This is a genomic window from Komarekiella delphini-convector SJRDD-AB1 (assembly GCF_014831675.1).
In the GTDB taxonomy this organism is placed as follows: domain Bacteria; phylum Cyanobacteriota; class Cyanobacteriia; order Cyanobacteriales; family Nostocaceae; genus Komarekiella.
Window position 1 is genome coordinate 63,070 of sequence record NZ_VJXY01000012.1, and the last position, 11,829, is coordinate 74,898.

Consider the following 11,829-nt stretch of genomic DNA (forward strand, 5'->3'; position numbering starts at 1 on the left):
TGAAAAGGTATACATCTTATTATTTATAAACGATTTCTATCTCTGCTGCTATAAAGCATGTATTTTATTAGACTTAAGTCTACGTAATATTCCTTATTTAAAGCCAGTTCCCAACCAAAACAAAGGCAGACCAAAAGAACGGGTCACGAAAATCTGTTTGGCGGATCAGGTTTATTTGTGCTTGTCGCAGTGCTTCGGCTTTAGTAATTTTAGGTTGTCGTAGTTGCTCATAGAAGTGAGTCATCAGCATTTGGGCTGCCTTATCTTTGACAGGCCATAGGGTGGCGATAGTGGAACGGGCTCCGGATTTGATCGCCAAACCTGCTAGTCCCAGGACAGCGCGGTCGTCCCCTGTCGCAGTATCGCAGGCACTCAGTACTAGCAATTCAATTGCTTTCGATGAATTGCCACCCCGATTTTTCAGCAGTTCAGACAATTCCTTGACATTAACTTGTCCATCCCATGTCAGTAAGAAGGTATCTTCAAGACGGGAACTAAACTGTCCGTGAGTTGCGAGGTGGACGACATCGACACGACTGGATTTTACCCGATCAGCTAGGGCTTGACTGGTAAATTTTTGGTTTAGTAACAGATCAGATGGCACTGTCTGGGAAATTTGCTTTACTTCCGATTCCACCGCAGGCAAGGCAGCAAAGCCAGCATGAGATTGACTGATACCACCGACGATCGCATTGATTTTGTTTTGCTGAAGCGAATGAGCAGGCATGAGTTGCAATCCTGGCGAGAGGGCAATAGCATATTTCTCAATCAGATATTGCTTACCGTCAGATAAAGCGGACATGGGAATGTTACGTAACTTCCCATCCAAAATAAACACCAATGTCTTAGTGTCTTTGAAAAGTTGTTCCTGTTCAGCAGGACGAATCAACCAATCATAAATTTGTTGAGTAAGTTGCTCTCTTTCTTGGGAATCTGAAACAGGGTTGAGGGCAACTAGCAAATTATTGAGAGTCTGCTCAATTTCTGCTTGTGGTTTGCGAGTTGCATAATAACGCAGAGGTTCTCCAGTTTTGGAGAGAATCACCGCTAGGCGATCAGGCAAGATAATCGGGTAAATAACCGTTGCTGTGGGGTCAACTTTGTCAATCTGCTGTGCTTTATCCAAACAAGCTTCCCGGAAAAAGTTATCAAGTTCGGCGATTTGCAGCGACTCAATTAATTCGCGGGCTTGCATTAGTGCTGCCTGGTTTGGTTGCTCATCCAGAAGTAAGCCCACCAGTTCTCGGTAGACAGGCTCCACACTTTCGCGGAAAGAGAACTGCATATCAGGGTTAACCGCAGCTAAATCGGAACGCAGTGCTTTTAACGACTTAACAGCTTCAGTATAGGCTGAAATCGCTTTTGGGCGATCGCCCTGTTGTTTATACAACTGTCCTACCTGCCATGCCGATTGAGCAATAATATCGTCAGCTTGCAGTTGACGCGCAATATTTAAGGATTTCTGAGCTAATTCCTTTGCTTGTGACCACTGCTGGGTACGACGGTAGAGTTGTCCCCACTGATACAGCGCATAAGCTTCGGCGATCGCATCCTCAATCTGTTGTGCAGACTTGACTGTAACTGCCATCAGTTGCGCCAGGTCTTTGATTGGTAAAACTTGACCGGGCTTTTCTAACCGATTCAAGGTCGCCACAAAATTAATCGCGGCATAAAGGGAAGTATGGCTGGGGGGTAATTTTTCCAGTTGTTGTCGCAATTGAGATGCGAGGGGGATAGCATATTCAAGTTTGTCGTAATCCACCAATAATTTGAAACGAGCTAAACGTGCTTGCAGAGCTTCATTTGGGTTTGTAGCTGTCGTTTCTGCATCTTCAAAGTAATTTAATGCTGCTTCCGGGTCGATTGAGTCAGAGGCAACTTTTCCCAAAGTTGAGAAAATAGAACTTAACTGGGTTTTAGCTGCAATTGTATTGGCTGTGGCTAAACTTTGCTCTAAGACTTGCTGGCTTTTGCCATCACCGATGGCGTGTAAAGCTAAACCAAGCGATCGCAACCCACTAACTTTAACTTCCGAATCTGGCATTGCTGCCAATTTTTGTGTTAGTTCTTCTAATTGTTGTCGGGAGCGACGGTAAAATCCTAAACTTTGTAATGCTTGTGCTTGGTTAATTTGGCTGCCCAGACTTCCCATTGTATCCCCAGCCTGCTCGTAATATTTTTGAGCTTGTTGCCAAGTTTCGAGGGCAGTTCCCGCTTTGCCTGTACGTAGTTCTAAATTTGCACGTGTATTCAGTATTTGCGCCCAGGTAATCGCATCGGCAGGTTTAGCCGTTTGCAAAAGTTTTACACTTTGCTCGATAGATTTTCCAGCAGCTTCCCACTGATTAAGTTCCTGTTGTGCCAGAGAGAGGTAACTTAAACTCAGGGCTTCATTGAGGCGATCGCCCTGTTTTTGATATTGCTTTGCTGCCGTTTGCCATGCTCTAATAGCTTCCGAAAACCGTCCCGCTTGGTAGAGGTTCCGTCCTTGTTCTAGCCAGTTAATAAGCTGGGAAGATACAAGAGTAGGGTTTGTTATCGGTGGCGCAGACGCAGCTTCTTGTTCGCGTAGCGTCTCCGACAGGAGAAGAGATGCTTTTACTGGTGTAATGGTAAACGTGAAACACAAACTTAGAATACTTAGGCTGACATATAGCCAACGACCTTGTTTAATTCCAAAAGCCATAAATAATTACCAATTTTTAGGTGTTGATGATTCAATCTATGAAATTGGTTAGTTGCTTTCAAACCTTTTTAGAGACGCGATATATCGTGTTCAGCTAGGTAAATTTATACCGTATTCAGCAACGCCAATTTTTATAACAGCCTTCAATTGAGCATTAACAGACTTATATTGCCCAACTGAATATGGGATCTATCTGTTCAGAGGCGATCGCATAGAATTAAAATAATGTGTGATTGCGGGTTAACCTATGACCACCATCTTTCCCACCGATGCATATCTACATTTTTCCGACAGCGACGGCAAACCAATGGCAGACAATACCGAACAGTTTCGTTGGATTGTCCTGATTAAGGAAAATCTGGAAATTCTGTTTGCTGATGACCCTAACGTGTTTGTGGCGGGAGATTTGCTATGGTATCCGGTGAAATCGCGCTTAATTTCACCTATAGCCCCAGATACGATGGTGGTGTTTGGTAGACCGAAAGGACGGCGGGGGTCTTATAAACAGTGGCAAGAAGACAACATTCCACCTCAAGTAGTGTACGAAATTCTCTCACCCGGCAACGATGCAGAGGAGATGGAACGCAAGCTAGAGTTTTACCAAACCTATGGGGTGGAAGAATACTATCAGTATGACCCAGACCGCTACGAGTTAAAAGGTTGGCGACGACAAGGTGAGCAATTGCTGCCGATTGCTCAGATAGATGGGTGGACGAGTCCCCGGTTGGGTGTTCGGTTTGCGTTGGACAACCATGAACTCGTAATTTATCGTCCAGATGGACGGCAATTCTTGAGTCCCGTGGAGTTAGAACAACTGGCAGAACAAGAACGCCAACGTGCAGAACAAGAACGCCAACGCGCAGAACAGGCAGAGCAACAATTACAGGATATGGAGGCATTGCTACAACAGTATCGCGATCGCTTTGGGAAATTAGATAGTTAGCGATCGCACTTTTAAATCCACAAAAAAATTAACTTTTGGGAACCGCAGCACAGGTTAATACTTGTTGCATAGTCGCGGGAGATTTATCTGCCAATAACTCAATTTTGCCCAAGGTATTACGATGCCAAGAAGTAGCTTGGACAAGAACTTCCGAGGTTGGGGATACTTGGGCTGTAACTTCCCTGGTGTTGCGGTATGCAGAGATATCGCGGATATCAGACCAAGTGCGATCGCTCATCAATTGTTGAAGTGGATTTTGCGGTATTCCACCCCTTCCCGTTGCTACAAAACTGCTGCCTTGATTTGCCGAACAACCTGTAGCAATTTGCTGTGATGAATCGACTAAGTTTACAGGTAATTCAACTAAGCCAGAACTGGGGTCAACTCCAAAATTGTTAATATCTACTGTACCGTTAACACCAAATTGGGAACTGGCTGTGATGTCATTTTCAGGAGTCAATTGCTGCCGAAACTTTAGTCCAAAAAGACCTTGTGTGGCGATTTGAATATTGCCGCCCTGACCTTGTATTGCATTAGCAGAAATGTCGCTATTTTCTAATCCTAAAATAATAGGGGACTCGATTGTAATGTTACCTCCGGTGGCTAAACCTGTTGCATCCGTCGTGATGTTACTACCCTGGCGTAAAATGATGTTGTCAGCATTTAGAATGATGTTGCCTTGAGATCCAGCTCGGCTTTCAGCGCGGAGGCTGGCAGCATTTCTCAAACGAATTGTGTCTGCGGTGACAACCAAATTTCCAGCGCTGCCTGTGCCTTGATTGCTAACACTGACACTTGCACTATCCTGAATTAGTAGTTGTCCGGTCTAAATTCGTAAGTCTCCCCCCGCCCCCGTTGCCCCTTCAACGGTGTTAGCAAACAATCCACTCGCTGCTCCTGTGCTAAAAGCGTCATTGAAACCTGGCAACTGACTTCGCTCAAAATACGTCGGATCGCTACCAGATAAGGTAATGCGATCGCTAACATTAAAGGTAAGTGTGCCTGCTTTTCCAGACCCAAAACTGGTTGATAAGATTTGTCCCCCGTTCAAGACTTCCAGTGTATTGGCATTCACGTTAATATCGCCTGCGCTTCCAGGTTTGACTGTAATCGTGGTTAAGAGCGCACCATTCGTAACAGAAAGTGAGTTTGCGTTGATGTTGATTGCTCCGCCATTGCCCTCAGCAGTTTCATTCACCGCACTCGATGCAAAGGTTGCAACGCCCGTTGCGCCGAATCCATCAAAACTGGCAGTATTAGCGTAAATGTTCATCGTACCGCCATTCCCTTTTCCAAGTGTAGCGGTTGACAGAAAAGCACCCTTAGCGACAAAGAGCGCATCGGTTCTGATATTCAAGTCGCCCGCTGTCCCGATTCCTCCGGTTGCCACAGCACTCGATACGTAACTAGAATTGCCTTTAGCATCTTGTCCGCTAAAGGTAGCAGTTTTGGTTTGCAGATTGATAGTTCCGGCATTTCCTCTAGACAGCGTGCTACTGGCTAAATAAGCGCCATTTGTGACAGACAGCAAGTCAGCCGTAATATTGATTCCTCCGCCATTCCCGATCGCGCCCGCATTGACACCTGTAAATATTAAGCTTGGCTCACCAAAGCGATCAACTCCATCAAAAGAAACCGTTTTTGTGGCTTGAATGTTCACCTGACCTGAATTGCCTCTACTTCTGGTGTTCGTGACTAGGTAGCTGCCGTTGGTCGCAAACAGCGAGCCGGTGGTAATGTCAATATTGCCTGCATTTCCCACCGTGGTTGCTGGTACTTGATTGAGAATGCCACTCTCATTAATATTGATTGTGTTGGCAGCATTAATCTCAATGTTGCCTGCTCGTGATTCTGGTGCGCCTATCCCTGAAATTCCCGATCGCAGTTGGCTGCCTCCGCTCAAGTTCAAATTTTCAGCGTTGACCGTAATTCTGCCTCCAGGCGTTCCACTGACGTTGGCTCGTGCTCCAGCACTCAGCGATACATCGCCTCGCTGTAAGTCTTTTGGCATACTCAGGCGTAGATCGTTGTCATTGATTGTTAGCCCTAATGTTCCGGCTGCGGCAACGCTTGCCAATTCGATTTGTCCACTTAGCGATCGCAAGCGTCCACCTTCTAAGGCGATCGCTCCGCCTGCCAATACCAAACTTCTTCCAGATGGGACTTGAAGCCCGGCTCCATTCACAGTTGAGCGATTGATGATCGCCCCTGGATTTGTGCCAAACTGTAAGCCGACCGGCACACCCATCGTCAGCAACGGTGGACTGGTTGGATTCGCCGCACCAAACTCTACTTCATCGCTAAACCGAATGCTATTGGCAGTGCTACCGACAAAAGAACCGCCAATATTCAACGCAGCATTTTGCCCAAACACAATCCCCGCAGGATTAATCAAAAACAAACTTACAGGATTACTGCTATTTATCGTCCGAATCAATCCATCAATATTGGAAATATTTCCACCTGTAACCCGACTAAATATAGTAGTAATATTTGGCGTATTAACTAAATTAAAGGTCGCTGATCCACCTGTTGGCACAGATAATTCACGGAAACTGTGAAATAAATTGCTACTTTTTTCAATACCATTAAGAATCGTGAAATTATTACCGCTCTGGTTGACAATGGTATTGGTAGTGCCATCAGATGTGACTTGCCCCATTACTGGCAACAGCATTCCCGAAGTTAATAGCCCGTTTGTTAATATAAATAGAAAAGCATTAAGCTGAAGGCTTGTAACTTTGCGAATCGCTTTCATACCAGAAATTCTCCCCCGACGTTCTGGTATTAAAGTTCCCAAAATTTTGGTTTAGCTAACACCCATTAGCTGAAATCAAAATAATAGACCTCTTGCACGAATATTTGAAAAGAGGAACGAACCGCAAAGGACGCATTCGCGTAGCGTCTGTCTACGACACGCTACGCGAACGTAGAGAAGGACACAAAGAAAGAAGAAAGGAAAAGTCAAGAAAATTTGGTGCAGCCTCACGAATAAATGGTGTTATGGCTGTTCATAATCTGATTTATTTAGCAGCTATCAGTATATTAATATTGTCGAGAGTTTCCTAGAGTGTAGATATAAAAAGGTTCTACAGAGCACCATTAAAAATTTGATCAGCAGTTAATTTTAAATCTGGGAAAGTAGAAGATATAATAAATTCCGAATTCCTAAATTGTGCGACTTGATATTCTTCATCAACTAGATGATAAATAGAAATAGTTGGTTGTTTCGGATTACCAATAAATTTTCTGGCTCCCAAAGCTGCATAATCAACAATCCAATATTCGGGAATCTTCATTGCTTCATAATTCCCTAATTTGGTGTAATAATCATCTTCCCAGTTTGTACTCACAACCTCGATAATTAAAGGAATGGATTTGCTTTGAGTCACGGTAGATTCTTTTTCCCACAATTCCTCATTGTGTAAATTAGCATCGTTGATTAAAACTACATCCGGTGAGTAACCAGATGATTTTCTTGGTGGTTTTACTAATGCTGTTTTGGGGATAAAATATGGCAATTGCAATCGCTTATATTCAACGGTGATTTCTCCTGCTAAAAATCCCGTAACTTTTTCATGTTTTCCACTCGGCTGAGACATTTCAACAATTATCCCATCGTGTAACTCGTAACGCTTTCCAGCGTTTTCTGGCAACCATTCGATAAATTCTTCAAAAGTAAATAGTTGGGTTAAAGCTTGAGCCATATCAAAACCTCCGCTTTGACTTACCATTTTCAACATCGGGACTGGTTAGTTTGGCATCGTAGCACAGCTTAAAGACAGAAAAATGCTGAGTCTTTGTTCAAGTTTTCGCTTTAAAAGGGCGAATAGCTCACCGAAAAGTACAGCCCATTTTCTTGGAGCGATCGCTTTTCTCCGTCCACCGATGTTAGGGGAATACCCCAATCAAGACGGGCCCAAAAGTTATCGCCTTGTTTCCACAGTAGCCCTAGCCCTGTACCCACCAGCATACTTGAAGATGGATTTTCGCCATTGTTATTCCAGCCTTTACCAATGTCAATGAAGGGTGTCAGTTGCAGCACGCCGCCGATCTGGGGAACACGGGCAATGGGCAATCGCAATTCCGCCGACAATAACACACCATTATCTGTGAGTAATACATCCTGACGATAGCCCCGCACAGTCAGTTGTCCACCCAGACTAAATTGCTCCAACGGCACCAGAGAATCGGCTGCCACTTGTAAATCACCCCTAACCAAAAACAGAGTATCGGGTTTTAACTGCTGCACCAACTGTGCCTGTCCCCGCCAAGTAAAAAAGCGGCTATCTGGGGCATTATCATTGACATTGGCATCGAACCAATCTACCCCCAAGCTAAATTGCGATCGCGCTGCAAAAACTTGCTGATTGCTGCGTTGGGTATATTCCTGGGTAAAACGCAGGGCAGAAATTTTGGTTTTTCCGTCTGCATCCGCACCTAGCGACAAAGGAAACCCGCCAATATTATCAAGACCTAATTCAGTTTGGCTTTCTTGGCGCGAGAAGGATATCCCCACCGCTAATTCCTGGGTTGGCTTTTGCACTAACGGTTGCCGATAACCCACTTCGTAAGATCGGGTATTTGACAGAATATCAAGGACGCTAAATGGTTCTTCAATAACGTGGTTCCAACCCTGACTAAAACCAAACGATACAGTGCCATTATGAGCATTAATCGGCAGCATATAATTGACATTGATCGTATTACTGCCATCAGTATTGGCGTACCCAACATTGAGCGTATCGCCAAAACCTAGTAGATTGGTTTCTTGCAGATCTACTCCTCGGCGAAAACTACCTACACTTGGCGATCGCCCATTATCTAAGATTGCTGTTAGCTTGAAGGTATCTGCTTCTTCAACCTCGACTCGTAACACATTAGTTCCTGGACGCGCACCCGTTTGCAACTCGGCTGACAGATTTTGAATGCGCGGATCGAGACGGAGTAGTTGCAGCTTTTCCAGTAAGTGGGTTACATTCAGGGGTTTACCGGCACCGAGTTGGATGCGATCGCGAATATATTTACTTTGCAATCGCCGATTCTCAACGATTTTGATTTCTTGCAAACTGCCCTCAACCACCTGAATTTTGATTACCCCGGCTTCTACTGTCTGCGGTGTAATTAAAGCCCCTGTTGTTACATAGCCGTTATCCGTGTAGAGCTTGGTGATAGCATCTTTGACTTGCAACAACTCTGTAAACGATACTTCCCGTCCCACAAAAGGAGCCGTAATAGCGGTAAACTGCTCTGGTTTGAAAACTGTACTGCCAACAACTTCAATGCGATCAACCTGGAATTTGGCATTAGGATCATCTTGTCCCGGAGTTGGCTGTTCTGGTAATTGCGGGGGAGGAAGTAATTGCTCCTGGTTTAGTGGCTGCGGTAGTACATCCGACGGTAGCGGAGGGACAGGTAAACGACCAGGCGGTAATGTTTGAGCATTGGTAGTTTGGGCAATCGCCTGATGATAGTTGCACAATACTGCTGCTAGAACAAAGCCGCATGTTAAAAGTTTCAGTGTTGCTATGCGAGGTTTACAAATCAGTTGTCGTCCTTGCGTATGGTTAATTATCGATTCTTTCTTCACATTTAAGTACCTACGCATAGATATTTAGGCATTTTTCAACACGATTGAAATCGCTGTATTCCGTCACTATTAAGAGTTCCCTTGCCTAACTAGATAATTTATATTGCACGACTAGTTATCTAGCTAAGCCCGATACTTTGATGTAACGGGTGATATATCATTTTATGTGAATATTCGCTGTATTTTTTTACAATTGCCATCAGGATAAATACTGAAGTTGCTGAAGTAGTAACCCAAGTTGCTGGTTATCAAATACAAACTAAGAGTATTGCAAGAAATAAATGATCCAAAAAGCTGGAATGGAAGGCTGTACCTTACACAAAGTTTAATAACAGAAAGCAAGATTTCATGAATTCTAATGAAGTGGCAAACGTGTACTAGAGTAAACTGAAACTTAGTATTATTTATTACTTTTATTTGAATAATAGGCAAAAAAAGGAAAACATAACTATGGGAATAGGCAATCGCATCAGCCGCATTATCAGAACAAATTTGAATGACATGGCAGCTAATTTCAAATATGGAGAAAGTACAGCATTTATTGCTGGAGGAGCAGCCACCGGTGCTGTTGTTTCTCAAACAGTGGGTGGCATGGGATTAGCATTTGCCGGAACGGCTATTGGCATTGGCGCACCTCACTTGATTGCTACAGGAGTAGTTACTGGCATAGCTGCTTATGGAACTAAGAAGGCAATAGAAAACCAAGAACCCTTAGCTTTGAGTGCAGCAGGACTAGGAGCAATTGGTGGTGCTGGAGTTTCTACAACTGTTGGAAATATGGGATTACTTGCAGCAGGAAGCGGTTTTAGTATTGGTATGGCTCCTGTTGTCGCTGCTGGTGCAGTGGTTGGACTTGGTGCATATGGTTTGTTGAGGCTTCTTAATGAGGGTCAAGATCACAATGACCCAAACAAAGTTGTTGAATCTGTCAACCAGATAAAACTGAGCATACTACAAAGCATTCATAGTGTTAAAGATAGCAAAGAAGAGATACAAGCTAATTACAAGCAAGCTCAAAATGAAGTCCAAAACTGGCATCAAATAGCTGTATTAGCGATGAAAAAAGGCCGTGAGGATTTGGCTCGTGAAGCTTTGACTCGAAAGTATAACCAGCAGCAAATTGCTGAGAGTCTGAAAACTCAGCTTGAGCAACTAATAATAGAAGTACACAGTCTTAAAAGTGAACAAATAATTACTAATTCGTAATTCGTAATTCGTAATTACTTCGTGTCATAGCCCCCGCCAAATCAAAGATTTGGTGGTGCAACAATAAGAGCGCAAAGTAAGAGCGTCGGCTAAGGCGCGATCTTAACTTTGTAAGAGAGTGGTGGGTTCAATCCTAAGCTGATTGTAACTACGAATTACGCGCTTCGTAGCGGTAGCGAGACCTTGAGCGTCATTATCAATTACGAATTATGTTGACTCACCGCTGTGCGTCTACGCTTTTACAGAAATACGTACTACATTCCTTGAGTGCAGACATTAATATTTAGCTTCGTTGATCAGGCTTTTCACCCAATGAACTACTAGCAAGAAAGCTGGAAAATCCAACTAGCATCCAACCTAAGAATATATGCTTTCGGTCGCGCCACTCTTGAGAGCTAAGTACCGCAGGTTTTGCCAAAGCGTTTATAGTTTCTAGCCCCCAACATCCCAACGCGCCTATCCCTAAAAAGCTAGCACTGACAATGGAGGCGATCGCAATTGTTTCTAGAATGCGCTCATTGAGAGTCTGCTGTATTCTAAAACGCTTGGCAGCACGGCGATTGCGGATAACAGCTAACTCATCTGTGTCTACACGCTTTAACTGCTCTGGTTGAGTCAAATGGTAAGTAATTTTGTCACTAATCATGTTTTCTCACCTTTATCTAGTTTCACTATGTAGATGGCATTTATATCAGTAGGCACATAGTAAACTTGTGTCTTAGCTTTGACTACATTCCATAGAGAGAATTAAACGTGTTAAGTTTTACTTCTCAAGAGCCTCATCAGCTTCACCAAGAGGATGAAAAGCGTCATCTATGACAACATGGTTTGAAGTTGACAAATATTTGGAAGTTTGAAAACAGCGTTGGCGATAAATTGGATTATTCCGAGCAAGTCTTAAAGTACGTTGACAGCCCTGCAAAATAGCTCGAGTTTCTGCGGTAGTTAATGTGATCTCCATGACTTGTTCTCCGTGCATACTAGGTTAAGATTATCACAATCTTGAAGTTAGATCAAAATCTACAATTACCGCTCTGTATCTAGGTTAGGAGCATTTATTAACTAATATGCTGCTTATTTGCTGTGATAAATGAAGCAAGCGCCCAGCAAAGAACTGTTAAAAAAAGTAGACAAATTTACCAGTATTTCACCTGTGAGTACTATCCATTGATCTGGTAATAATTCCATGCCTCAAGTTTTTTATTTAGTATCGGTTTGATGGTAAATAAAATCCTTAGAAGCAATTTCGACAGGAGTGCAAGAGTAGTAACGAAACAATTTAATGCAGTAATTACAACTTCTGCACCGTCTCCATAAAAACAAGAAAAAGTTTTGGCAACTACAAATTAACTTGCTAAAAAATATCTGCTAATTTTTCCTGCAACTTCTAGCGAAAGAAGGAGT

9 protein-coding genes are annotated in these 11,829 nt (G+C 43.5%); 2 read left to right on the forward strand and 7 right to left on the reverse strand.

Annotated features, from left to right (window positions below; all coding sequences use genetic code 11):
* Positions 1-97: 97 nt before the first annotated feature.
* Positions 98-2,686 (reverse strand): CHAT domain-containing protein, encoded by a 2,589-nt coding sequence (locus FNW02_RS13065; protein WP_191757970.1) that lies wholly within the window; start codon positions 2,684-2,686, stop codon positions 98-100.
* A 247-nt stretch (positions 2,687-2,933) separates the two neighbouring features.
* Here FNW02_RS13065 and FNW02_RS13070 point away from each other — a divergent pair, with 247 nt between their 5' ends.
* Positions 2,934-3,629 (forward strand): Uma2 family endonuclease, encoded by a 696-nt coding sequence (locus FNW02_RS13070; RefSeq protein ID WP_191757971.1) that lies wholly within the window; start codon positions 2,934-2,936, stop codon positions 3,627-3,629.
* 28 nt (positions 3,630-3,657) lie between these two features.
* Here the strand turns inward: FNW02_RS13070 and FNW02_RS38595 are convergent, their stop codons facing one another.
* The 4 genes from FNW02_RS38595 to FNW02_RS13090 form a co-directional block, all read right to left on the reverse strand.
* Complete coding sequence (locus FNW02_RS38595; protein ID WP_225225620.1) at positions 3,658-4,383, reverse strand: S-layer family protein; 726 nt, start codon at positions 4,381-4,383, stop codon at positions 3,658-3,660.
* Between the two features lie 72 nt (positions 4,384-4,455).
* Positions 4,456-6,387: a two-partner secretion domain-containing protein gene (locus FNW02_RS13075; RefSeq protein ID WP_225225621.1), complete on the reverse strand. Its 1,932-nt coding sequence runs from the start codon at positions 6,385-6,387 to the stop codon at positions 4,456-4,458.
* A gap of 331 nt (positions 6,388-6,718) precedes the next feature.
* The gene (locus FNW02_RS13085) at positions 6,719-7,336 is read right to left on the reverse strand and encodes a Uma2 family endonuclease (RefSeq protein ID WP_191758048.1); all 618 of its coding nucleotides are present in this window, start codon (positions 7,334-7,336) and stop codon (positions 6,719-6,721) included.
* A gap of 110 nt (positions 7,337-7,446) precedes the next feature.
* Positions 7,447-9,237: a ShlB/FhaC/HecB family hemolysin secretion/activation protein gene (locus tag FNW02_RS13090; RefSeq protein WP_191757973.1), complete on the reverse strand. Its 1,791-nt coding sequence runs from the start codon at positions 9,235-9,237 to the stop codon at positions 7,447-7,449.
* A 432-nt stretch (positions 9,238-9,669) separates the two neighbouring features.
* Between FNW02_RS13090 and FNW02_RS13095 the strand changes: the two genes are divergently transcribed.
* A complete protein-coding gene (locus FNW02_RS13095; protein ID WP_191757974.1) occupies positions 9,670-10,425 on the forward strand; it encodes a PspA/IM30 family protein in 756 nt (251 codons plus the stop codon).
* Positions 10,426-10,708: 283 nt separating this feature from the next.
* Here the strand turns inward: FNW02_RS13095 and FNW02_RS13100 are convergent, their stop codons facing one another.
* Together FNW02_RS13100 and FNW02_RS13105 are read right to left on the reverse strand one after the other, a co-directional pair.
* Positions 10,709-11,071, reverse strand: a complete 363-nt coding sequence (locus tag FNW02_RS13100) for a hypothetical protein (RefSeq protein ID WP_191757975.1) — start codon at positions 11,069-11,071, stop codon at positions 10,709-10,711.
* Positions 11,072-11,188: 117 nt separating this feature from the next.
* Positions 11,189-11,386: a hypothetical protein gene (locus tag FNW02_RS13105; protein ID WP_191757976.1), complete on the reverse strand. Its 198-nt coding sequence runs from the start codon at positions 11,384-11,386 to the stop codon at positions 11,189-11,191.
* Positions 11,387-11,829: the final 443 nt, after the last annotated feature.

Excerpts from the sequence above, each read along its gene's own strand:
- FNW02_RS13095 (WP_191757974.1), top strand. The coding sequence starts at position 9,670 with ATGGGAATAGGCAATCGCATCAGCCGCATTATCAGAACAAATTTGAAT.
- FNW02_RS13065 (WP_191757970.1), bottom strand. The coding sequence starts at position 2,686 with ATGGCTTTTGGAATTAAACAAGGTCGTTGGCTATATGTCAGCCTAAGT.
- FNW02_RS13105 (WP_191757976.1), bottom strand. The coding sequence starts at position 11,386 with ATGGAGATCACATTAACTACCGCAGAAACTCGAGCTATTTTGCAGGGC.
- FNW02_RS13070 (WP_191757971.1), top strand. The coding sequence starts at position 2,934 with ATGACCACCATCTTTCCCACCGATGCATATCTACATTTTTCCGACAGC.
- FNW02_RS13090 (WP_191757973.1), bottom strand. The coding sequence starts at position 9,237 with ATGCGTAGGTACTTAAATGTGAAGAAAGAATCGATAATTAACCATACG.
- FNW02_RS13075 (WP_225225621.1), bottom strand. The coding sequence starts at position 6,387 with ATGAAAGCGATTCGCAAAGTTACAAGCCTTCAGCTTAATGCTTTTCTA.
- FNW02_RS13085 (WP_191758048.1), bottom strand. The coding sequence starts at position 7,336 with ATGGCTCAAGCTTTAACCCAACTATTTACTTTTGAAGAATTTATCGAA.
- FNW02_RS13100 (WP_191757975.1), bottom strand. The coding sequence starts at position 11,071 with ATGATTAGTGACAAAATTACTTACCATTTGACTCAACCAGAGCAGTTA.